At 66.3% G+C, this 22,432-nt stretch carries 22 protein-coding genes and 1 pseudogene; 8 read left to right on the top strand and 15 right to left on the bottom strand.

All coding sequences use genetic code 11. From position 1 onward, the window contains the following. Positions 1 to 43: 43 nt before the first annotated feature. The 5 genes from mnmE to rpmH all read right to left on the bottom strand — a co-directional run bounded on the left by mnmE (position 44) and on the right by rpmH (position 4,111). The gene (mnmE, locus tag ACPYIS_RS02245) at positions 44 to 1,447 is read right to left on the bottom strand and encodes a tRNA uridine-5-carboxymethylaminomethyl(34) synthesis GTPase MnmE (protein ID WP_424858599.1); all 1,404 of its coding nucleotides are present in this window, start codon (positions 1,445 to 1,447) and stop codon (positions 44 to 46) included. Between the two features lie 19 nt (positions 1,448 to 1,466). Continuing rightward, on the bottom strand, positions 1,467 to 3,176 hold the full coding sequence (yidC, locus tag ACPYIS_RS02240) for a membrane protein insertase YidC (RefSeq protein WP_424895151.1): 1,710 nt from the start codon (positions 3,174 to 3,176) through the stop codon (positions 1,467 to 1,469). Then, positions 3,173 to 3,433, bottom strand: a complete 261-nt coding sequence (gene yidD / locus ACPYIS_RS02235) for a membrane protein insertion efficiency factor YidD (RefSeq protein WP_299019149.1) — start codon at positions 3,431 to 3,433, stop codon at positions 3,173 to 3,175. The genes yidC and yidD overlap by 4 nt, the downstream gene beginning before the upstream one ends. 65 nt (positions 3,434 to 3,498) lie before the next feature. Then, entirely contained in the window at positions 3,499 to 3,939 is a 441-nt protein-coding gene (locus ACPYIS_RS02230; RefSeq protein ID WP_424895152.1) for a ribonuclease P protein component, read from the bottom strand. A gap of 37 nt (positions 3,940 to 3,976) precedes the next feature. Further along, positions 3,977 to 4,111, bottom strand: a complete 135-nt coding sequence (rpmH, locus tag ACPYIS_RS02225) for a 50S ribosomal protein L34 (protein ID WP_006299042.1) — start codon at positions 4,109 to 4,111, stop codon at positions 3,977 to 3,979. 207 nt (positions 4,112 to 4,318) lie between these two features. Between rpmH and dnaA the strand changes: the two genes are divergently transcribed. From dnaA to gyrB, 3 genes are read left to right on the top strand one after another with little or no spacing between them, the layout of a single operon-like run. Beyond that, positions 4,319 to 5,782 (top strand): chromosomal replication initiator protein DnaA, encoded by a 1,464-nt coding sequence (gene dnaA / locus ACPYIS_RS02220; RefSeq protein ID WP_424858602.1) that lies wholly within the window; start codon positions 4,319 to 4,321, stop codon positions 5,780 to 5,782. 5 nt (positions 5,783 to 5,787) lie between these two features. Next, positions 5,788 to 6,897 (top strand): DNA polymerase III subunit beta, encoded by a 1,110-nt coding sequence (gene dnaN, locus ACPYIS_RS02215; protein WP_425973814.1) that lies wholly within the window; start codon positions 5,788 to 5,790, stop codon positions 6,895 to 6,897. Positions 6,898 to 6,905: 8 nt separating this feature from the next. Beyond that, on the top strand, positions 6,906 to 9,485 hold the full coding sequence (gene gyrB, locus ACPYIS_RS02210) for a DNA topoisomerase (ATP-hydrolyzing) subunit B (RefSeq protein ID WP_424858604.1): 2,580 nt from the start codon (positions 6,906 to 6,908) through the stop codon (positions 9,483 to 9,485). Positions 9,486 to 9,527: 42 nt separating this feature from the next. Here gyrB and ACPYIS_RS02205 read toward each other — a convergent pair. From ACPYIS_RS02205 to ACPYIS_RS02170, 8 genes and pseudogenes are all read right to left on the bottom strand, one after another. Continuing rightward, positions 9,528 to 9,632, bottom strand: a pseudogene (locus ACPYIS_RS02205) (GDCCVxC domain-containing (seleno)protein); the annotation flags it as partial. A 12-nt stretch (positions 9,633 to 9,644) separates the two neighbouring features. After that, the gene (locus tag ACPYIS_RS02200; protein WP_425973812.1) at positions 9,645 to 11,264 is read right to left on the bottom strand and encodes an FAD-dependent oxidoreductase; all 1,620 of its coding nucleotides are present in this window, start codon (positions 11,262 to 11,264) and stop codon (positions 9,645 to 9,647) included. 66 nt (positions 11,265 to 11,330) lie between these two features. Beyond that, complete coding sequence (locus ACPYIS_RS02195) at positions 11,331 to 13,064, bottom strand: ABC transporter substrate-binding protein (protein WP_425973809.1); 1,734 nt, start codon at positions 13,062 to 13,064, stop codon at positions 11,331 to 11,333. 89 nt (positions 13,065 to 13,153) lie between these two features. Beyond that, positions 13,154 to 13,462: a DUF2160 domain-containing protein gene (locus tag ACPYIS_RS02190; RefSeq protein ID WP_425973808.1), complete on the bottom strand. Its 309-nt coding sequence runs from the start codon at positions 13,460 to 13,462 to the stop codon at positions 13,154 to 13,156. A gap of 1 nt (position 13,463) precedes the next feature. Next, entirely contained in the window at positions 13,464 to 14,279 is an 816-nt protein-coding gene (locus ACPYIS_RS02185; protein WP_104302116.1) for a carbohydrate ABC transporter permease, read from the bottom strand. Next, positions 14,276 to 15,166, bottom strand: a complete 891-nt coding sequence (locus ACPYIS_RS02180; RefSeq protein WP_425973807.1) for a carbohydrate ABC transporter permease — start codon at positions 15,164 to 15,166, stop codon at positions 14,276 to 14,278. Before ACPYIS_RS02180 ends, ACPYIS_RS02185 begins: the two co-directional genes overlap by 4 nt. Then, a complete protein-coding gene (locus ACPYIS_RS02175; RefSeq protein ID WP_425973805.1) occupies positions 15,163 to 16,248 on the bottom strand; it encodes an ABC transporter ATP-binding protein in 1,086 nt (361 codons plus the stop codon). Before ACPYIS_RS02175 ends, ACPYIS_RS02180 begins: the two co-directional genes overlap by 4 nt. Continuing rightward, positions 16,248 to 17,327, bottom strand: coding sequence for an ABC transporter ATP-binding protein (locus ACPYIS_RS02170; protein ID WP_425973804.1), 1,080 nt, complete (start codon positions 17,325 to 17,327; stop codon positions 16,248 to 16,250). Before ACPYIS_RS02170 ends, ACPYIS_RS02175 begins: the two co-directional genes overlap by 1 nt. A 212-nt stretch (positions 17,328 to 17,539) precedes the next feature. Here ACPYIS_RS02170 and glpK point away from each other — a divergent pair, with 212 nt between their 5' ends. The 5 genes from glpK to arsB all read left to right on the top strand — a co-directional run bounded on the left by glpK (position 17,540) and on the right by arsB (position 21,583). Beyond that, on the top strand, positions 17,540 to 19,033 hold the full coding sequence (gene glpK, locus ACPYIS_RS02165; RefSeq protein WP_299019126.1) for a glycerol kinase GlpK: 1,494 nt from the start codon (positions 17,540 to 17,542) through the stop codon (positions 19,031 to 19,033). Positions 19,034 to 19,127: 94 nt separating this feature from the next. Next, positions 19,128 to 19,457: an ArsR/SmtB family transcription factor gene (locus ACPYIS_RS02160; RefSeq protein WP_424858606.1), complete on the top strand. Its 330-nt coding sequence runs from the start codon at positions 19,128 to 19,130 to the stop codon at positions 19,455 to 19,457. 37 nt (positions 19,458 to 19,494) lie between these two features. After that, positions 19,495 to 19,959: an ArsI/CadI family heavy metal resistance metalloenzyme gene (locus ACPYIS_RS02155; protein WP_299019124.1), complete on the top strand. Its 465-nt coding sequence runs from the start codon at positions 19,495 to 19,497 to the stop codon at positions 19,957 to 19,959. Then, positions 19,959 to 20,489, top strand: a complete 531-nt coding sequence (locus ACPYIS_RS02150) for an arsenate reductase ArsC (protein WP_299019122.1) — start codon at positions 19,959 to 19,961, stop codon at positions 20,487 to 20,489. Before ACPYIS_RS02155 ends, ACPYIS_RS02150 begins: the two co-directional genes overlap by 1 nt. After that, on the top strand, positions 20,486 to 21,583 hold the full coding sequence (arsB, locus tag ACPYIS_RS02145) for an ACR3 family arsenite efflux transporter (RefSeq protein WP_425973803.1): 1,098 nt from the start codon (positions 20,486 to 20,488) through the stop codon (positions 21,581 to 21,583). The genes ACPYIS_RS02150 and arsB overlap by 4 nt, the downstream gene beginning before the upstream one ends. Here the strand turns inward: arsB and ACPYIS_RS02140 are convergent. After that, positions 21,567 to 22,097, bottom strand: a complete 531-nt coding sequence (locus tag ACPYIS_RS02140) for a cytochrome b/b6 domain-containing protein (RefSeq protein ID WP_299019117.1) — start codon at positions 22,095 to 22,097, stop codon at positions 21,567 to 21,569. The genes arsB and ACPYIS_RS02140 overlap by 17 nt on opposite strands. 20 nt (positions 22,098 to 22,117) lie before the next feature. After that, positions 22,118 to 22,384, bottom strand: a complete 267-nt coding sequence (locus ACPYIS_RS02135; RefSeq protein WP_299019116.1) for a PepSY domain-containing protein — start codon at positions 22,382 to 22,384, stop codon at positions 22,118 to 22,120. Positions 22,385 to 22,432: the final 48 nt, after the last annotated feature.

Below are 22,432 nucleotides of genomic sequence, written 5' to 3'. Positions count from 1 at the left end.
GGGCGCGGGGTCAGGGTGTCGTGGCGCAAGCACGCGATCATGTTCATTTGCCGATGCAAAAGCGCGCAAAAATCTCGCCCAGCAGGTCGTCGGCGCCGAAGGCGCCGGTGATACGGCCCAGCGCCTCTTGCGCCAGGCGCAATTCCTCGGCCAGCAATTCCAGCGCGGGTGCAGGGCCATCCAGCAGCTGCTGCGCCGTGCGCAGGTGCGCACCGACGTCCTGCAATGCCTGCACGTGGCGCTGCCGGGCACTGAACAGCCCTTCGGCCGTCTGGGCGGAGTAGCCCACCGCGTGCAGCAAGCGCTGCCGCAGGGTGTCCAGTCCCAGGCCCGAGCGGGCGGAGACCGCCACACCCTCCGCCCCGGGGGGCAGGGGGGCCACGTCGGCCTTGTTCCAGACGTGGAGTACAGGCACACGGGCAGGCAGGCGCGCGGCGATGGCGGCATCGGCCTGTGCGTACGCAGGGTCGGTGGCCCGGGTCAGGTCGTGCACGAACAGCACCGCGTCGGCGCGCTCGATCCGATTCCACGCGCGCGCGATGCCGATACGCTCCACGTCGTCCACCGCGTCGCCCTCGCGCAGGCCGGCGGTGTCGATCACGTGCAGCGGCACGCCCTCGATCTGGATCGCTTGTTGCAAGACGTCACGCGTGGTGCCGGCGATAGGGGTGACGATGGCCACCTCGGCTTGCGCCAGCGCGTTGAGCAGTGAGCTTTTGCCCGCGTTGGGCTGGCCCGCGATGACCACGTGCAGCCCCTCGCGCAGCAGCGCGCCTTGCCGGGTGTGGGACAGCACGTCAGCCAGGCGTGCCTGCAGGCGTGCCAGTTGGCCTGCAACGTCGGCTTGCCGGATGAAATCGATCTCTTCTTCCGGGAAGTCGAGTGTCGCTTCCACCCCCATGCGCAGGTGCACCAGGTCGTCGCGCAGTGCGTGCACCGCCCGCGAAAACGCTCCGTCCAGCGAGCGTGCGGCGCTGCGGGCCGCTGCCTCCGTGCTGGCGTCGATCAGGTCGGCCACCGCCTCGGCCTGGGCCAGGTCGAGCTTGCCATTGAGGAAGGCGCGCTCCGTAAATTCACCCGGTTGCGCCACGCGCAGGCCCGGCAAGCGAGCGGCACCATGCGCGGGGTCGGCTTCGGCGGCGGCTTGCAAGCAGCGCTGTAGAAGCAGCTGCAGCAGCACGGGGCCACCGTGGGCCTGCAGCTCCAACACATCCTCGCCGGTGTAGGAGTGGGGAGCCGGAAACCACAGCGCGATGCCGTGGTCCAGCGCTTGGCCGTCGGCATCCAAAAACGGCCCGTAATGGGCATGGCGCGGCTTCAAGGGGCGGCCACACAGGGGCTGGTGCAGCGCCTGCAAGCCGCGCCCGGACAGGCGCACGATACCCACCGCACCCCGCCCCGGTGCGGTGGCGACGGCGACGATGGGCTCGTGGTGCCGCGGCAGCATGGGGAGCGCGCCGCCCGGTTTATTGGGCCGACTTGAAGTTGGGCAGGTGCAGCCGCAGCGGCACGCCCATGCGGTGGTTGATGTACGCCTGTTGCGCGATGGTCAGCACGTTGTTGACGATCCAGTACAACACCAGACCGGCCGGGAAGAAGAAGAACATCACGCTGAATACCAACGGCATGAGCCACATCAGCTTGGCTTGCAGTGGATCTGGCGGCAGCGGGTTGAGCGCGGTTTGGATGACGGTGGTCAGCGTCATCACCAGCGGCAGCACGTAGTACGGGTCGGGCGAAGACAAGTCGACGATCCAGCCCACCCAGGGCGCGTTGCGCATCTCCACGCTGGCCAGCAGCACCCAGTACAGCGCGATGAAGACGGGGATCTGCACCAGGATGGGCAAGCAGCCGCCCAGCGGGTTGACCTTTTCCTCGCGGTACAGCCGCATCATCTCTTGCTGCATGAGCTGCGGGTTATCCTTGAGGCGCTCGCGCATCTCCATGATGCGCGGGTTGATGGCCTTCATCTTGGCCATGCTGCGGTAGGCGCTGGCGTTGAGCCAATAAAACGCCGCCTTGATCAGCACCACCAGCAGCACGATGGCCCAGCCCCAGTTGCCGACCAGGCCGTGGATTTTTTCCAGCAGCCAGTACAGCGGTTTGGCCAGTATGGTCAGCCAGCCGTAGTCCTTGACGAGTTCCAGACCTGGCGCAATGCGCTCGAGCACTTTCTCCTCTTGCGGACCGACGTAGAGTTGCGCCGGGAGGGTTTGCGCCGCGCCAGGGGGCACCGTCAGCGTGGGCCCGATCTGGCCCACGGCGTACAGGGCGTCGACTTTGCGCACGAAGTTTTCGCGCTCGGTGCCCGCAGGCAGCAGCCATGCGCTGAAAAAGTAGTGTTGCACCATGGCCACGTAACCATCGCTGGCCTGGCGCTGGATGTCGATTTTGCCCTTGTCGATGGTGGCGAATTCGACCTTTTGGTACTTCGCGGCGTCGCTGTACACCGCGGGGCCGGTGAAGGTGGTGTAGAACGGCGTTTCGCTGTCCGCTTTGCGCCCGTCGCGCACCAGTTGTTGATAGACGCGCACGGCTGCCGGCGCCGTACCCACGTTGCGCACTTCGTGCTGCACGTCGATCAGGTAGCTGCCGCGCTGCAGCGTGTACGTCTTGGCCAGCACCACGCCCCCATGAGGATCGGACTCGAAGCGCAGCACCAGCCGGTCTTGTCCGTCGGCCAGCGCCAGCGCGTCAGGCGACGGCTCGACCAGCCGCATCGGCGTCTTGTGCGTGGGCAGGCCCGCCTGCCCCACCAGTCCGGTCTGCGCCACGTAGGTGCGGCCACCCTCGGTCGTGAGCAGCGTCAGCGGGGTGAAGGATTTTTGCAGCGCGCGCCCCGTTTCGGTGGCGTGGCGCAGCAGCCGTGCGCCCACCAGCGAGGCGCCTTCGCTGTCGATGGTCAGCTCGAAGACGTCGGTGCGCACCGTGTGGCGCTCACGCGGGATGGGTGCCGGTGCGGCCACGGCCGCCGGACCATCGGTGGGGGCGGCGGTAGCGGTTGGGGTGGGTACCCCCGTGTCGGTGGGGGGCTGCGCAGGGCGTGCCGTGGCGGTCGGCTGGCTGCCGGGGAAGAACGTGGCGGGCTGCCCGTTGTAGATCTGCCAGCGGTCCCACAGCAGAATCATCGAGAAACCAAAAATCACCCACAGGATGGATCGCCGAATGTCGCTCATGAGGCAGGGGGGTGTCGAAGAAAACCGAACAAACGGGGGCGGGCATCCGGTACCGGATCGTGCCCACCCGCGCACCAGGGGTGACAGCGCAGCAAGCGGCGCGCCGCCAAATAGCTGCCGGCTGCAGCACCGTGGCGCTGCAGCGCCTCCAACGCATAGGCCGAGCAGCTGGGCGTGAAGCGGCAGCTCGAGCCCAGCCAGGGACTGAGCAACAGCCGATAGCCTAGCACGAGCCCGACGAGCACGCGCTGCGGCAGCGCCGCGCAGCCCTGCAGCACGCGCCGCCACGCAGCGGTTGGACGGGCAGACGTGGGCCGAGTCGTCATGAACGGGGTGCCGAGGCGTGGCCGAGCGCCGCGAGCCGCTGGCGCAGGCGTGGGCCGAGCAGTTGTCGAAGCTCCAGCCGCGCCGCACGGCGCAGCGCCGCCGACGTCGCGCTGGGGAAGTCGGTGGGGGCAAACGCGCGTTTGAGTCGCACCACCCAGGCCCCCGGCGGCAGCGGCAGTTCGCGCTCGGCGGCGACCACTTGACGCTTGAGGGCGTTGCGCGTGACCGCGCGCCGCGCCCAGCGCTTTGGGATGACGACGCCCAGCCATGCCGATTCGCCCGGGAAGAGCGGTCTTCCGTGCGCGTCCGCCAACCCGGCGGTGGGCACGCCGTGCAGCGCGAAGTGCGCGGACTGCACCACGGCTGGGGTGCCGAGCACGGCCTGAAACTGGGCGCGCCGCCGAATGCGCTGCGTCGGCAAGCCCCGTGGCGTCATCGGCACGGGTGATGCGGGCACCGGCGTGCCGATCGCGTCAGACGGCCAGGCGCTTGCGACCCTTGGCGCGGCGCGCGTTGATGACGGCACGGCCGCCACGGGTCTTCATGCGAACCAGAAAGCCATGGGTACGTGCGCGACGGATTTTGGAGGGTTGATAGGTGCGTTTCATGGTGACGGGCCCAAAAGTAGTCCGACAAGCCAACTGGCTCGACAAAACCCTAAATTATGGCAAAAACCGGCTGGATTGCCAATGGCCGCCAGGCGGATCGGCGATCGGGGGTGTGGGCTTGGCCGTGCACAGGCGGGCACCAGGCCCGGCGCTGGCGTGTGGATAACTGGCCGCGGACGGCTACAATGGGGGCTTTGTCTGGCACCCATGAGCTCACCGCGTTCCCTCACCGATGCGAACGCCGCCGCCCCGCGGGCGGCTGCCTGCGCCGCGCCCGACTTGTGGACGGCGTGCGTCGAGCGGCTCAGCCAGGAGCTGCCCGTGCAACAGGTCAACACCTGGATTCGACCCTTGGTCGCACGGGTGTCTGACGATGGCGCGCGCGTCACGCTGGCGGTGGCCAACCGCTTCAAGATGGATTGGGTGCGCGCCCAGTATGTGGGCAAGATCGGCGCCGCGCTGCAGGCGATCGCGGGGCATCCGGTCGCGGTCGAGCTGGTTTTGGCGCCGCGCGAGGGGCCGACGGTGGTGCGTGCGCCCGCAGCGCCCGCCCGCCACGGCGGGGCGGCCGCCGCCAGTGTCACCCGCACGGACGCGGCGCTGCCCGAGCTGCCACCCGAGCCGGCCACCGAGCCCGCGCCGCCCGATCCAGGGCACCGGCTCAACCCGGCGCTGACGTTTGCGACGCTGGTGGAGGGGTCGGCCAACCGCATGGCGCGCGCCGCGGCCATGCACGTGGCCGCCAGCCCGGGCCAGCTCTACAACCCGCTGTTCATCTACGGCGGTGTGGGCCTGGGCAAGACGCACTTGGTGCACGCCATCGGCAACCAGTTGCTGGCCGAGCGGCCCGAGGCCAAGGTGCTCTATATCCACGCCGAGCAGTTCGTCTCGGACGTGGTCAAGTCCTACCAGCGCAAGACGTTCGACGCCTTCAAGCAGCGCTACCACAGCCTGGACCTGCTGCTGATCGACGATGTGCAGTTCTTCGCCAACAAAGACCGCACACAGGAGGAGTTTTTCAACGCCTTCGAGGCGCTGCTGGCGAAGAAGAGCCACATCGTGATGACCAGCGACACCTACCCCAAAGGGTTGACGGACATCCACGAGCGACTGGTCTCTCGCTTCGACTCGGGGCTGACGGTGGCCATCGAGCCGCCGGAGCTGGAGATGCGCGTGGCGATCCTGATCAGCAAGGCGCAGGCCGAAGGCGTCGCACTGCCGGAGGACGTGGCGTTTTTCGTCGCCAAGAACGTGCGCTCCAATGTGCGCGAGCTCGAGGGTGCGCTGCGCAAGATCCTGGCCTATTCGCGCTTCAACCACAAGGAAATTTCGATTGCGCTGGCGCGCGAGGCGCTCAAGGATTTGCTGAGCATCCAAAACCGCCAGATCAGCGTCGAGAACATCCAAAAGACGGTGGCCGACTTCTACAAGATCAAGGTCGCCGACATGTACTCCAAAAAGCGTCCCGCCAACATTGCGCGGCCGCGCCAGATCGCCATGTATCTGGCCAAGGAGCTCACACAAAAGAGCCTGCCCGAGATCGGCGAGCTCTTCGGTGGACGTGACCACACCACGGTGCTGCACGCGGTGCGCAAGATCGCCGCCGAGCGCCAGACCCAGCCCGAACTCAACCAGCAACTCCACGTGTTGGAGCAGACCCTGAAAGGCTGATACGCATGATCGTCTTGCAAGCGACCCAGGAACGGCTGCTCGCGGCCCTGCAGGCCGTGGCTGGCATCGTCGAGCGCCGTCACACCCTGCCCGTGCTCGCCAACGTGCTCATCCAGCGCGCGGGGGTGGCGACGCAGCTCACCACGTCGGATCTGGAGATCCAGATCCGCGTCACCGCCGAGCTGGGCGGCGATGACGCGCCATTTGCCACCACCGTGGGCGCGCGCAAGCTGATCGATATCTTGCGCACGTTGCCCGCCGACCAGAAGGTCACGCTGGAGTCGGCCAGTGGGCGCCTGTTGCTCAGGGCTGGCAAGAGCCGTTTTACCCTGCAGACGCTGCCGGCCGAGGACTTTCCGCTGGTACAGGAGTCACCCACCTATGGGCCGGCGTTCTCGGTGCCGCAAAAAGTGCTCAAGGCGCTGCTGGAGCAAGTGTCGTTTGCGATGGCGGTGCAAGACATCCGCTACTACCTCAACGGCATTTTGTTCGTCGCCGAGGGGCGGCAATTGACGCTGGTGGCTACCGACGGACACCGGCTGGCGCTGACCAGCGCCGAGTTGGACGTGGACGTGCCGACGCGGCAGGAGGTCATCCTGCCGCGCAAAACCGTGCTGGAGTTGCAGCGGCTGCTGTCGGACCAGGATGGCGCGATCGAGATGCGCTTTGCGGCCAACCAGGCGAAGTTTGCTTTTGGTGGACTGGAGTTCGTCACCAAACTGGTGGAGGGCAAGTTCCCCGACTACAACCGCGTCATCCCGCGCGCGCACCGCAACGTGGTCGTGCTGGGCCGCGCGCCGCTGCTGGCCAGCCTGCAGCGCGCCGCCATCATGACCAGCGACAAATTCAAGGGCGTGCGCCTGCACCTGGAGCCCGGGCTGCTGCAGGTGGCGGCCAACAACGCCGATCAGGAGGAGGCGGTCGACGAGCTGGACATCGAGTACAGCGGCGACGTCATCGACATCGGCTTCAACGTCAGCTACCTGATCGAGGCGTTGGCCAACATGGGGCAGGACCTGGTGCGCATCGAGCTGCAGGACGGCAACTCCTCGGCCCTGGTCACGATCCCCGACGACGACCGCTTCAAGTACGTCGTCATGCCGATGCGCATCTGAAAGTCTCCATGAGCGAATCCCAGACCCCTCAAGCGCCCGGCACGGGCTACGGCGCCGACGCCATCCAGATCCTCGAAGGCCTGGAGGCGGTGCGCAAGCGCCCCGGCATGTACATCGGTGACACCTCCGACGGCACCGGCCTGCACCACCTGGTGTTCGAGGTGGTGGACAACTCCATCGACGAGGCGCTGGCCGGCCACTGCGACGACATTGTCGTCACCATCCACACCGACAATTCGATCAGCGTGGTGGACAACGGGCGCGGCATCCCCACCGGCATCAAGTGGGACGACAAGCACGAGCCCAAGCGCAGCGCGGCCGAGATCGCCCTGACCGAGCTGCACGCCGGCGGCAAGTTCAACCAGAACAGCTACAAGGTCTCCGGCGGTCTGCACGGGGTGGGGGTGAGCTGCGTCAACGCGCTGTCGCGCTGGCTGCGCTTGACCGTGCGCCGCGACGGCAAAGTGCACCTGCTGGAGTTTGCGCGCGGCGTGGTGCAAAACCGCCTGGTCGAGACCCAGGTTGGCCCCGACGGGCAGGCGGTCGAGGTCTCGCCGATGCGTGTCATCGGTGCCACCGACAAGCGCGGCACCGAGGTGCATTTTTTGCCCGACACCGAGATCTTTCGGGAAAACCACGACTTCCACTACGAAATCCTGTCCAAGCGGCTGCGCGAGCTGAGCTTTTTGAACAATGGCGTGCGCATCCGCTTGATCGACGAGCGCACGGGCAAGTCGGACGACTTTTCGGGCGCGGGCGGTGTGCGCGGCTTCGTCGAGTTCATCAACGCGGGCAAAAAGGTGCTGCACCCGACGGTGTTCCACGCCACGGGGTCGCGCCCGGCCGAGAGCTATGGCGGCATCCCGGGCACCGAAATCGGCGTCGAGGTGGCCATGCAGTGGAATGATGGCTACAGCGAGCAGGTGCTGTGCTTTACCAACAACATCCCGCAGCGTGACGGCGGCACGCACCTGACCGGGTTGCGTGCGGCGATGACGCGCGTGATTGGCAAGTACATCGAGCAAAACGAACTGGCCAAAAAGGCCAAGGTCGAGGTCACGGGCGACGACATGCGCGAGGGGCTGTGCTGCGTGCTGTCGGTCAAGGTGCCCGAGCCCAAGTTCAGCAGCCAGACCAAGGACAAGCTGGTGTCGTCCGAGGTGCGCGCGCCGGTGGAAGACATCGTGGCCAAAGCGCTGACGGAGTACTTGGAAGAACGCCCCAACGATGCCAAGATCATTTGCGGCAAGATCGTGGAGGCCGCGCGCGCGCGGGAGGCGGCGCGCAAGGCGCGCGAGATGACGCGCCGCAAGGGTGTGCTCGACGGACTGGGACTGCCCGGCAAGCTGGCCGACTGCCAGGAGAAAGACCCCGCGCTGTCCGAGATTTATATCGTCGAGGGCGACTCGGCCGGCGGCAGCGCCAAGCAGGGGCGCGATCGCAAGTTTCAGGCCATCCTGCCGCTGCGCGGCAAGATCCTCAACGTCGAGAAAGCGCGTTACGAAAAGCTGCTCTCCAGCAACGAAATCCTCACCCTGATCACGGCGCTGGGCACCGGCATCGGTCGTGCCAGTGAGGACGACGGCGCCAAGGGCAAGAACGGCGCCGACGACTTCGACATCGGCAAGCTGCGCTACCACCGCATCATCATCATGACCGACGCGGACGTGGACGGCGCGCATATCCGTACCCTGCTGCTGACGTTTTTCTATCGCCAGATGCCCGAGTTGGTCGAGCGCGGCCACATCTACATCGCGCAGCCGCCGTTGTACAAGGTCAAGGCGGGCAAAGAGGAGCTGTACCTGAAGGACGACGCGGCGCTGGAGGCCTTCCTGCTGCGCATCGCCCTCAAGGACGCGCGGCTGCACACGGGCGGCCCCGACGGGGCCGTGCTCAGCGGCGATACGCTGGCGGAGCTTGCGCGCCTGCACCAGATGGCCGAGGGTGTGATCGCGCGCCTGTCGGCGTTCATGGACGCGCAGGCACTGCGCGCCATCGCCGATGGCGTTGCCCTGAATCTGGACGACATGGAGGCCGCCGCGGCCAGTGCCGCGGCGCTGCAGGTGGCCCTGCGCGCGGGCGACGGCGCGGCCGTTCCTGCCGAGGTGAGCGCCGAGTTCGACGTGCGCGCCGACAAGCCGCTGCTGCGCATCAGCCGCCGCCACCATGGCAACGTGCGCGCCAGCGTCATCACGCAGGACTTCGTGCATGGGGCCGACTACGCTGTGTTGGCCGAGGCCGCGCGCACCTTCCAGGGCCTGCTGGGCGAGGGTGCCAAAGTGGTGCGCGGCGAAGGCGAGCGAACGCGTGAGATGCCGGTGGAGAGCTTTCGCGCCGCGATGCGCTGGCTGCTGGCCGAAGCCGAGCGCACCACCACCCGCCAGCGCTACAAGGGCTTGGGCGAGATGAACCCCGAGCAGCTGTGGGAGACGACCATGGACCCAGCGGTGCGCCGCCTGCTGCAGGTGCGCATCGAGGACGCGATCGAAGCCGACAAGGTGTTTTCGATGCTGATGGGCGACGAGGTCGAGCCGCGCCGCGCTTTCATCGAAGCCAATGCGCTGCGTGCGGTCAATATCGATGTGTAATGCGCTGAAAGGGGGCGAGCCGCTTCCCCATACGGGCACGCATCAGCCGCCGCAGCACCCGGTGCGCCCGCTTGCCTGTACCGGCGGGCAGGGCGAGGTTCCGTACGAGCAATAGACGCAGCAGTCGCCCGGGCGGGGTCTGGCACGCCGGCGCCATATTCAGATCGAGGGTTGAGCGGTGTGGCGTGTTTGCGCGCGCTTGTCCCCGGTGTGCAGTGCGGGGAGGTAGGCGTGGCAGAGCTGGATGAATGCCTCCATTTCGGGGTCCGCGATGCCTTCCTCGCGCAAGATGGCGGCGACGGCCGGTGCCATGGCGGCGGCCTGGGCAGCGTCCAGGAATAGGGCGCGCCAGCGGCGCGCGAGCACGTCTTCGACCGTTTGCGCGTACTCGTGCCGTACCGCGTGGCGCACCATGGCTTCGGTCAGTCCCAAGCCGAGCACCCGGTCGGCACCCGGGAGCTGCCGCACGCGCGCGGCCTCGGTGCCGTAGAGGTGCAAGCCCGGCGGTGCATGCAGCGGCACGGCAGCAACGTTGGGGTCGGGGGCGCCGCACAGACGGTGATCTTCGGTGAGGCCGCCGGGGCGCAGGGGCAGCAGCCCGTGTTCAAAGCAGTGCGCCAGCACATCCTGCGCCATGACCCGGTAGGTGGTCCATTTGCCGCCGGTCACGCTTACCAGGCCGTTGGGGTCGGTGACGATGGTGTGCTCACGTGAGAGCGTTTTGGTGTCGCGTGGCCCGCTCGACGGCGGCGCGACGAGTGGACGCAGCCCCACCCACACACTGCGGATATCCGCCGGTCCAACCGGGCGCCCCAATACCTGGCTGGCCTCGTTCAAGATGAACGCCAGCTCGTGATCGAACGCCTCGGGCTCGCGCGGCAGATCCTCGCGTGGCGTGTCGGTGGTGCCCAGAATGAGCTTGCCCAACCACGGTACCGCGAACAGCACGCGCTCATCGCGCGTGCGTGGGATCAGCAGCGCTTGTTCGCCCGGCAGGTGCGTGCGGTCGACCACCACGTGTACACCTTGGCTCGGGGTCACCATGCGCTCCACGCGCGCGCCTTCGGCCGCGCTGGCGCGCACTTGATCAACCCACACCCCGGTGGCGTTGACAACGCAGCGTGCGTAGACCTGGTGGGGTGTGCCGCTGCGGGCGTCGAGTAGCGTCACCTCGAAGGGTGCCGTTTCGCGGCCTGCGTCGCGCCGAATCTGACCCGCGGGGGTGTAATTGACCACCACGGCGCCGACCGCTTCGGCACTGCGCGCCAGCGCCAGCGCAAGCCGGGCGTCGTCGAACTGCGCGTCCCAGTACCGCACGCCTCCCGCCAGGCCGCTGGCGCGAATGCCCGGCAGCGCGGCCAGGGTCTCGTCGCGCGAGAGCCACTCGGTGCGCCCGAGGCTGGCGCGACCCGCCAGCCGGTCATAGATTTTGAGCCCCATGCCGTAGAACGGCACCTGCCACCATCGGTAAGCGGGCATGACGAACGGCAGCGCGTGTGCCAGGTGCGGGGCGTTGCGCAACACGGTGGCGCGCTCGGTCAACGCCTCGCGCACCAGGCGAAGGTCGCCCTGTGCCAAGTAGCGCACCCCTCCGTGCAGCAGCTTGGTCGAGCGCGACGAGGTGCCGCTGGCAAAGTCGTGCGACTCCAACAGCGCCACGCGAAAGCCGCGCAACGCTGCATCGAGCGCGACGCCGAGGCCCGTGGCCCCGCCGCCGATGACGATGAGGTCGTACACGGGCCGTTCGAGCAGCGTTTGGAGTCGTTGTGTGCGGGTCATGGTGAAAAAATCTTCACCGTGCCCTTTGGGGGCACGAGAAGAAAACGAGTTTGAATGTAAAAATATTTATCGGACGCGGCCGGCGCGCCAGGCGGCGAGCAGCTTCTCGTACTCGATGGTTTCACCCTTGGGCTTCTCGTTGGCCAGCTTGGCCCACGGAGCCCCCTTGTCGCTCAGCCACTTCTTCGGATCCTCCTTCTTGTTGAGCTTAGGCGCACAGCGTGCCATGCCGGCACGCTCCAGGCGGGCCAGCACCTGGTCCATCTCCTCGGCCAGGTTGTCCATGGCCTGCTGCGGGGTCTTCTCGCCCGTCACGGCCACCGCCACGTTCTTCCACCACAGTTGTGCAAGCTTGGGGTAGTCGGGCACGTTGGTGCCGGTCGGCGTCCAGGCCACCCGCGCCGGGCTGCGGTAGAACTCGATCAGGCCACCGTACTTGGCCGCGTTCTTCGTGAAGTAGTCGTGGTGGATGTCGCTGTCGCGGATGAAGGTCAGGCCCACGATGGACTTCTTCAGCGACACGGTCTTGCTGGTCACGAACTGCGCGTACAGCCAGGCGGCGGCCAAGCGGTTCGGATCATGGCCTTGGAAGAAGGTCCATGAACCGACGTCCTGGTAGCCGTTTTGCATGCCGTCCTTCCAGTACGGGCCGTAGGGCGACGGGGCCATGCGCCACTTCGGCGTGCCGTCGGGGTTCACGACCGGCAGCCCCGGCTTGGTCATGTCGGCGGTGAACGCCGTGTACCAGAAGATCTGCTGCGCGATCTGGCCCTGAGCCGGCACCGGGCCGGCCTCGCTGAAGGTCATGCCGGTGGCTTCCTTCGGGGCGTACTTCTTCATCCAGTCCACGTACTTGGTGAGTGCGTAGACGGCTGCCGGCGAGTTGGTGGCGCCGCCGCGGGCCACCGAAGCGCCGACCGGCGTGCATTTGTCCTCGGCGACGCGGATGCCCCATTCATCCACCGGCATGCCGTTGGGGATGCCGCGGTCGGCGGCGCCGGCCATCGAGAGCCACGCGTCGGTGAAGCGCCAGCCGAGCGACGGGTCCTTCTTGCCGTAGTCCATGTGGCCGTAGATCGGCTTGCCGTCGATCTGCTTCACGTCGTTGGTGAAGAAGTCGGCGATGTCCTCGTAGGCGCTCCAGTTGAGTGGCACGCCGAGCTCGTAGCCGTACTTGGCCTTGAACCTGTCCTTCAGGTCCTTGCGCTCGAAGAGGTCGGCGCGGAACCAGTAGAGGTTGGCGAACTGCTGGTCGGGCAACTGGTAGAGCTTGCCGTCCGGCGCGGTGGTGAACTTGATGCCGATGAAGTCCTTGAGATCCAGTCCCGGGTTGGTGAACTCCTTGCCCGCGCCGTTCATGTAGTCGGTCAGCGGCAGGATCTTGCCGTAGCGGTAGTGCGTGCCGATCAGGTCGGAGTCGGAGATCCAGCCGTCGTAGATGGACTTGCCCGACTGCATCGAGGTCTGCAGCTTCTCGACCACGTCGCCTTCCTGGATCAGGTCGTGCTTGACCTTGATGCCGGTGATCTCTTCGAAGGCCTTGGCGAGCGTCTTGGATTCGTACTCGTGGGTGGTGATCGTCTCGGACACCACCGAGATCTCCTTCACCCCCCTGGCCTGCAGCTTCTTGGCCGCTTCGATGAACCATTTCATCTCGGCCATCTGCTGATCCTTGTTCAGCGTGGACGGCTGGAACTCGGTGTCAATCCAGCGTTTGGCCTCGGCCTCGCCGGCCCAGGCGGCCTGGCCGATCGTCAAGGCCATCGCGGCGAATGAGATCGCCTTCAAATGCAGTTTCATCTCGGGTCTCCTCATGAGCGTGCCCCTCGTTCGTCAGGGTCCCGGCCCGGGGGGCGAGGCGGGCCGGATCCGCAAAAACAGGCGACGCCTCAGCCCTTGCGCATGATCAGCACGAGCAGGGCCATCGACATCACGAAACTGATCCACACGGAGGGCGGCTCGTCGAGCGAGAACCACTCGACGAAGCTCTCCCCCAACCCCACCCAGGCCAGGTTCACGTAGGCGGCGCACAGTAATCCGATGAACAGCCGGTCCCCGCGTGTGGTGGGGATCGGCAGGAAGCCCTTGCGCATGACCGTGGGCGACTTGAGCTCCCAGATCGTCATGCCGATCAGCATCAGCACGATGCAGATGAAGAACACGGCCACCGGGGTGGTCCAGACCATCCAGGCAAACATCTCACACCCTCCCCATGGCAAAGCCCTTGGCGATGTAGTGGCGCACGAACCAGATCACGATGGCCCCGGGCACGATGGTGAGCACCCCGGCAGCAGCCAGCACGGCCCAGTCCATGCCCGAGGCGCTGACGGTGCGCGTCATCGTGGCCACGATGGGCTTGGCGTTCACGCTGGTCAGCGTGCGTGCCAGCAGCAGCTCCACCCAACTGAACATGAAGCAGAAGAAGGCCGCCACGCCCACCCCGGCCTTGATGAGCGGCAGGAAGATCGTGAGGAAAAAGCGCGGGAAGCTGTAGCCGTCGATGTAAGCCGTCTCGTCGATCTCCCGCGGCACGCCGCTCATGAAGCCCTCCAAGATCCACACGGCCAGCGGCACGTTGAACACCAGGTGCGCCAAGGCCACCGCCCAGTGGGTGTCCATCAGCCCCAAGGTCGTGTAGAGCTGGAAGAAGGGCAGCAGGAACACCGCTGGCGGCGTCATCCGGTTGGTCAGCAGCCAGAAGAAGACATGCTTGTCGCCCAGGAAGCGGTAGCGCGAGAAGGCATAGGCCGCCGGCAGCGCCACGGTGACCGAGATCACCGTGTTGATCGCCACGTAGATGAGGCTGTTGATGTAGCCCGAATACCACGACGGGTCGGTGAAGATCGTGCGGTAGTTGTCCCAGGTGAAGTCCTGCGGCCAGAAGGTGAAGCTGGACAAGATCTCGTTGTTGGTCTTGAAGCTCATGTTGACCATCCAGTAGATGGGCAGGATGGCAAAGACCAGGTACGCGATCAGGAAGAGCGTTCGCTTCTGGAAACGTCCGGTCGGGTTCATTGCCCGCCCTCCTTCGGCGTGGTGCCCACGCGCTGCATCCAGTTGTAGAGGATGAAGCACAGCAGCAGGATGATGAGGAAGTAGATCAGCGAGAAGGCCGCTGCCGGACCGAGGTCGAACTGCCCCACGGCCTTCTGGGTGAGGTACTGCGACAGGAAGGTGGTGGCGTTGCCCGGACCGCCGCCGGTGAGCACGAAAGGCTCGGTGTAGATCATAAAGCTGTCCATGAAGCGCAGCAGCACCGCGATCATCAGCACGCCGCGCAGCTTGGGGAGCTGGATGTAGCGGAAGACGGCGAACTTGCTCGCCCCGTCGATGCGGGCGGCCTGGTAGTAAGCATCCGGGATGCTGCGCAGGCCGGCATAGCACAGCAGCGCTACTAGCGGCGTCCAGTGCCACACGTCCATCACCAGCACGGTCAGCCAGGCATCGGTGGCATCGCCCGTGTAGTTGTAGTCGAAGCCCAGCCACTGCAGCGCCGCACCCAGCAGACCGATGTCGGTGCGGCCGTAGATCTGCCAAATCGTGCCGACCACGTTCCAGGGGATGAGTAGCGATAGCGCCACGATGACCAGCACGGCCGAGGCCTTCCAGCCCTGCGCCGGCATGGACAGCGCAAGCCCGATGCCCAGCGGGATCTCGACCGCCAGCACGGCCAGTGAGAAGCCGAGCTGGCGCAGCAGCGCGCCGTGCAGCTCCTCGTCGCGCATCACCATCGCGAACCACTCGGTGCCTACGAAGACGCGCCGCTCGGGCGAGATGATGTCCTGCACCGAGTAGTTCACCACCGTCATGAGCGGCAGGATGGCCGAGAAGGCCACGCAGATGAAGACCGGCAGCACCAGCAGCCAGGCCTTCTGATTGACCGGCTTGAGCTCGTCGTTCATGCCAGCAACTCCTCGTTCTTGTAGTAGCAGGTGTGCGGTCCCACCAGGCGCAGCCACATTGTCTGCCCAGGCTCAGGCACCCGGGCCTCGGGGCTCAGCCGCGCCCTCAGGACGGTCTGGCCCACCCGGCTCGTGAGCATCCAGTAGGTGCCAATGTCCTGCACCTGCTCGATGCGCACCGCCACGGCCTCGGGGTGGCCCTCGGGGGCGGGCTCCACATATTCCGGTCGCACCCCGAGCACGAACTCACCGGCCTGGCGCAGGGCCTCGGCCTTGTCCCGGGGGAGCGCGAGCCGGCAATCGCCCACCAGCAAATGCCCATCGGCATAGCGGGCCTGCAGGAAGTTCATGCCCGGCGAGCCGATGAAGTGCCCGACGAAGGTGTGCCGGGGCCGTTCGAAGAGCTGGTCGGCGGTGCCCACCTGCACGGCGCGGCCGCGCGTCATCACCACCACCTCGTCGGCGAAGGTCAGCGCCTCGACCTGGTCGTGGGTCACGTAGATCAGCGTGAGCCTGAGCTCGTGGTGGATCTGCTTGAGCTTGCGCCGCAGTTGCCACTTCAGGTGCGGATCGATCACCGTGAGGGGCTCGTCGAAGAGCACGGCCGAGACATCCTCGCGCACCAGGCCACGGCCCAGCGAGATCTTCTGCTTGGCGTCGGCGCTGAGGTTCGCTGCACGCTGGTGGAGCTGGCCGCTCATCTCGAGCATCTCGGCAATCACGCCCACACGCTGCCGGATCCGATCGGGGCTGATGCCACGGTTGCGCAAGGGGAACGCCAGGTTCTCGGCCACGGTCATCGTGTCGTAGATGACCGGGAACTGGAAAACCTGGGCGATGTTGCGCTCCTGCGGGCTTTGGCGGGTGACATCCCGTCCGTCGAACATCACGGTGCCCTGTGAGGGCGTGACCAGGCCCGAGATGATGTTGAGCATGGTGGTCTTGCCGCAGCCCGAGGGGCCCAGCAACGCGTAGGCACCGCCGTCGCGAAAGCTCATCTTCAGCGGCAGCAGCGCGTAGTCGCTGTCCTGGGTCGGGTGGGGCTTGTAGGCATGCGCCAGGTCGAGATCGATGCGGGCCATCAGGCATCCCTCCGGGTCGGGTGTTCGGGCGCCACGAGCAGCACGCCGGCCTCGTTGAAGACATAGACCTGCGAGGGGTGCAGGTAGAGCGTGATCGAGGCGCCCAGGTCGTAGTAGTGCACGCCGGGGAGCTGGGCCACCACCTCGCCCACGGGCGTGTCCACGTGCACGAAGGTGTCGCTGCCCGAGATCTCGGCGAGTTCCACCGTGCCGGGCAGGGCCACATCCCCGTCTCGGCGCTGCACGCGCAAGGCGCTGGCGCGCACGCCCAGGGTCACACTGCGCGAGCCGTTCGAGGGCAGCGGCACACCCACCTGCACATTGCCCGGCAACTGCACGCCCAGCGTCGCGGCCTCGCCCGGCAGCAGGTTCATCGGCGGGTCGCTGAAGGCGCGCGCCACACGGATGGACTGCGGGCGGTGGAAGACCTCGGCCGTGGGCCCGTACTGCAGCAGCTCGCCCGCATCCATCACGGCGGTGTAGCCGCCCAGCAGCAGGGCCTCGGTGGGCTCGGTGGTGGCGTACACCACCGTGGAATCGCCCGTGGCAAAGAGCTGGGTGAGCTCCTCGCGCAGCTCCTCGCGCAGCTTGTAGTCGAGGTTCACCAGCGGCTCGTCCAGCAGCATCAGCGGCGCCTGCTTGGCCAGCGCACGGGCCAGGGCGACGCGCTGCTGCTGGCCGCCCGAGAGTTCGGCCGGCAATCGCTGCAGGAAGGGCTCGATGTGCAGCTTCGCAGCCAGGGCCTGCACGCGAGCCTCGATTTCCTTCTCGCCGCGCAGCCTCAGCGGCGAAGCGATGTTGTCGAACACGGTCATCGAGGGGTAGTTGATGAATTGTTGGTAGACCATCGCCACGTTGCGCTGGCGCACACTGAGCCCGGTTACATCCCGACCGTCCACCTTTACTCGTCCATGCGTAGGCGCATCCAGTCCGGCCATGACGCGCATCAGCGTGGTTTTGCCCGCCCGTGTGGCACCCAACAGCACCGTCACCGCCGAGGGCACCAGGTTCAGGCTCACGGGGTATAGGTAGACCTCCGCGCCAACGCTCTTGCTAACCTGCTCGAGAGATAACTGCATGGGCAGAAAAAGAAAATTATCGATCTAGAAGATACCGCATTATTGCTGATAAAGAAGATATTCGTGCATTGGTGTTTTCCACTAGTCGTTCGCTGCTGTTCGTTGGTGTTGGGTTGCTATGATGCCCAGCCAAGCGGGCGATGTGGTATCGACCCATCGGGTAGTCGCTCGAGTTCCTGAGCGACTCGATGTAGTGATAAGCGAGGTCTTCGATGAGCTACTTACTCGCCCTGGACCAGGGCACTTCCAGTTCGCGCAGCATCGTGTTCGACCCGGCGGGCCGGGTGGTGGCGATGGCCCAGCGTGAGTTTCGCCAGATCTACCCGCAGCCCGGGTGGGTGGAGCACGACCCGCGCGACCTGTGGACGACGCAGCTGGAGACGGCGCGCGAGGCCCTGGCGCGCGCGGGGTTGACGGCTGGCGACATCCGCGCGGTGGGCATCACCAACCAGCGCGAGACGACGGTGGTGTGGAACCGCCGCACGGGCGAGCCGGTGACCAACGCCATCGTCTGGCAGGATCGCCGCTCCGAGCCGCTGTGCGCCGCGCTGCGCGAACGTGGGCTGGCCGACACCATTCTGCACAAGACGGGCCTGCGCATCGATGCGTATTTCTCGGCGACCAAGCTGCAGTGGATCCTGACGCACGTGCCGGGTGCGCGCGCGCAGGCCGAAGCCGGAGAGCTGGCTTTTGGCACCGTCGATACCTGGCTGATCTGGCAGCTCACCGGTGGCGCGGCGCATGTGACCGATGTCAGCAATGCCTCGCGCACGATGCTGTTCAACGTGCACACGCAACGCTGGGACGATGAGCTGCTGGCAGCGCTGGACATTCCTGTGGCGATGCTGCCGCGCGTGTTGCCGTCGAGCGCGGAGTTTGGCGAGGTGCACCCGCAGTGGCTGGGCGGTCCGGTGCGCATCGGCGGGGTCGCTGGCGACCAGCAAAGCGCCTTGTTTGGGCAGGCCTGCTTCGGGCCGGGTATGGCCAAGAACACCTACGGCACCGGCTGTTTCATGCTGATGCACAATGGCACGCGCTTTCATGCGAGCCGCCACGGCCTCATTACGACGGCAGCGGCGCAGTTGGCCGGGCCAGCACAGTACGCGCTGGAGGGCAGCGTCTTCATTGGCGGCGCGGTGGTGCAGTGGCTGCGCGATGGCCTGCACGCCATCCGCGCCAGCCGCGAGGTGCAGGCGCTGGCCGAGAGCGTGCCCGATGCCGGTGGCGTGGTGCTGGTGCCGGCGTTCACGGGCCTGGGCGCGCCGTACTGGGATCCGGACTGCCGCGGCATCATCACCGGGCTGACGCGCGGCACCACCATGGCGCACATCGCGCGCGCGGCGCTGGAGAGCATTGCTTTTCAAAGTGCGGCGCTGCTGCAGGCAATGAGTCAGGATGCGATCGACAGCGGTGGCCGGCCCTTGGCGGAGCTGCGTGTCGACGGCGGGGCTGCGGCCAATGATCTGCTGATGCAGTTTCAGGCCGATTTGTTGGGCATTCCGGTGGTGCGGCCCGCCGTGATCGAGACCACGGCGCTGGGCGCGGCCTATCTGGCCGGGTTGCAGGCCGGGGTGTATACGGGGCTGGACGATCTGACCGCCCTGTGGCGGGCGGAGCGGGTGTTCGAGCCCATGATGGATCGCGGGCAGGCCGCCGCGCGCATGGCCGAGTGGGAACATGCGGTGCGGCAGGCGCGCACGCGTTGAAAACGCCGGCTGCAGGTGCGCCCGTTCGGGCTGTGTCCAGAGCGATGGCAACTTTTTCTATACAATATTTCGATAAATAATGTATCATTGAAATATGTTGACGGAAACTCAAGTGCTGCAGGCGTTGATGGCTTTGGCCCAGCCGGTCCGCTTGCGCCTCTTTCGCGCACTGGTGGTCGCTGGTCCCGAGGGGGTGACACCCGGAACCCTGGCGCAAGCGCTGGAGGTCTCGCCGAGTGCCCTGTCATTTCACCTCAAGGAGCTGTTGCATGCTGGTTTGGTGACGCAGGAGCGCCGCGGGCGCCACCTGATTTACCGGGCGGCATTCGACACCATGCGAGATGTGCTCGCCTATCTCACAGAGAACTGCTGTGCGGGCGGCGTCTGTCCAGCGGTGCCCGTCTCGGCGCTGTGCGGTGACTGATCTTCCTTCCTCGACCCCCGTTTGATCGGAGAAACACATGAAACGGTTCCACGTTCACCTGCACGTCAAGGATCTCGACGAGAGCATTGCCTTTTACTCGAAACTGTTTGATGCTCAGCCGGCACGGGTCGAGCGCGATTATGCCAAGTGGGTGATCGAAGACCCGCGGCTGAATTTCGCCATTTCCACCCGAGGGGCGTCACCTGGGGTCGATCATCTGGGCCTGCAGGTCGACGACGCGTCGGAATTGGATGCCCTGAAAGCCCGTGCACGTGCGGCCGAAATGGCCTTGCTAGATGAGGGAGAGACCACTTGTTGCTACGCGCGCAGTCAAAAGCACTGGGTGACCGATCCGCAGGGTGTGGCGTGGGAGCATTTCCACACCCTGGAGAATATTCCAGTGTTTCGCGAAGCGGCGTGCGAGCCTGCGGCGGCGTGCTGTGCGACCCCGCCCGTGGGCCATGCCCCGTCGACCAGCTGTTGTGTTGACAGGGGGGAGTGATGAATCATTGCGCCAACGTACTCTTTTTGTGTACCCACAACTCGGCGCGCAGTATCCTGGCCGAGGCGCTGCTCAACCATCTCGCCGATGGCCGCGTGCGCGCCTACTCCGCGGGCAGCAGCCCGCGTCCCGGGCAGCAGCCCCACCCGCTGGCGCTGCAGGTGCTGGCCGAGCGCGGCGTGCCCACCGACGGCCTGTCGAGCAAGCGCTGGGATGCGTTCGCGGCCCCCGGTGCGCCGGTGATGGACCTCATCATCACCGTGTGCGACAGTGCCGCGGGCGAGGTCTGCCCGGTATGGCCCGGGCACCCGGCGCGCGTGCACTGGGGCTACCCTGATCCGTCGGCGGGTGATGCGCCGGATGCCGTCAAGCTGCAGGCGTTTCGCGCGGTGCGCGACCGCCTGTCGCAGCGGCTGCAGCGGCTGTTGCAGGGTTGGCCGTGGGGGCAGGGAGCTGAGGCCTTGCAACGCTGGGCGCAGCAGGTGGCCGACGACGAGGCCTCGCACGCCACCGACAGGAGCCAGCCATGAGCGCCCAGTGCGAGGTGACGGCCAAGCGTGCCGCTGGCGCGCCGATGAGCGTGTTCGAGCGCTATCTCACGGTCTGGGTGGCGCTGTGCATCGTGGTGGGCATTGCGTTGGGGCAATGGTTGCCGGGCGTGTTTCAGGCCGTCGCGCGGCTGGAGGTGGCGCAGGTCAATCTGCCGGTGGGCGTCCTCATCTGGGTGATGATCATTCCCATGCTGCTCAAGGTCGATTTCGGCGCGCTGGCCCAGGTGCGCCAGCACGCGCGCGGCATTGGCGTGACGCTGTTCGTCAACTGGATGGTCAAGCCGTTTTCGATGGCGCTGCTGGCGTGGCTGTTCGTGCGCGAGCTCTTTGCCCCCTGGCTGCCGGCGGATCAGATCGACGGCTACGTGGCGGGGTTGATTCTGCTGGCTGCCGCGCCCTGCACGGCCATGGTGTTCGTCTGGAGTCGCCTGAGCAACGGCGACCCGTTGTTCACCCTGACCCAGGTGGCGCTCAACGACGCCATCATGGTGGTCGCGTTTGCCCCCATCGTGGCGTTTCTGCTCGGCCTGTCGGCCATCACCGTGCCGTGGCAGACCCTGTTGGTGTCGGTGGGGCTGTATATCGTCATCCCCGTCATCGTGGCGCAGGTGTGGCGCCGGCGGTTGCTGGCGCGTGGACCCCAGGCGTTGGAGCGCACGTTGCAGCGCATCGGCCCGTGGTCGATCGCGGCGCTGCTGCTGACGTTGGTGCTGCTGTTTGCCTTTCAGGGCGAACAGATCCTGCGCCAGCCATTAGTCATCGCGTTGCTGGCCGTTCCGATCCTGATCCAGGTCGCGCTGAACGCTTCGCTGGCTTACTGGCTCAACCGGGTGGTGGGCGAGTCACACGCGGTGGCGTGTCCCTCGGCGCTGATCGGCGCGTCCAATTTCTTCGAGCTGGCGGTGGCCGCGGCCATCAGCTTGTTCGGCTTCGACTCCGGCGCGGCGCTGGCCACCGTGGTCGGTGTGCTGATCGAGGTGCCCGTCATGCTGGCGGTGGTGGCGTTGGTCAACCGCACCAACGGTTGGTACGAGGCGGGCGCTCGCACGCACCGCGTCAATAAAAGCGCTTGAAGCCCGTGACCATGGCGCGCACCAGGGTTACACGTTGCCACCGTCCGATGATGACGGCGGCCAACGCGTGAACCGCCGCCAGCGCCAGCAGTGCATTTGCCAGCGCCTCGTGCAGCTCCTCTGCCCACTCTGCCGCGTCCTCGAAGGCGTTCACGGTCTGCAGCCAGCCCGTCAGCGCCAGCGCCAGCACGAGTGCCATGAGCGTCAGCATCATGAGTGCGCCTAGGGGGTTGTGCCCCACGGACTCCTCCGGGTGCCCGGTCAGCAGTCCTTGCGCGTGCGCGCGCAGGCGGCTAGGGGTGGGCCACCAGTCAGAAAACCGAGCATGGCGAGTGCCAATCAGACCCCACAGCAGCCGGAGGGCCACCAACAACGCCGCGGTGTAGCCGGTCCACTCGTGGGCGGTGTCGCCTTCCTCCCAAACGAACTGGTTGAGCACCACGGCGGTCACCAGTGACCAGTGAAAGAGGCGAACGAAGGGGTCCCAGACGTAGACGGTGGCAGGTCGTTGCATGATGAGCCCTCCGTGCCGGATCAATCTTTGCGCTTCACTTCATTGCCGGTGGCCGGGTCGAAATAGATTTCGACCTTTTTGCCGTTGGCATCCCGGCCATAGATTTCATAACACTGGCCAGAACTGACTTTGAACTTATTGATCTGATAGCCCTTTTTTTCAACCATGGCGCGAAAATCGCTTTCCTTCATCCATTGGTCCTTGGGGGCGCTGCACTTGGGGCCAGCGAAGGCGGTGCTGGCAAATCCCAGCAGGACGGTCGTCATGAGCATCGTGACGGTTCGCATGATCAAAGCTCCTTGATACAGGTTGGGTACGGAAGGTGAGCCATGGCC

Origin of the sequence: Tepidimonas sp. HKU78, assembly GCF_049860815.1 — a bacterium.
Classification (GTDB): domain Bacteria; phylum Pseudomonadota; class Gammaproteobacteria; order Burkholderiales; family Burkholderiaceae_C; genus Tepidimonas.
Note: the sequence above shows the minus strand (reverse complement) of the source record. Positions and strands in the feature narration are given on the sequence as shown.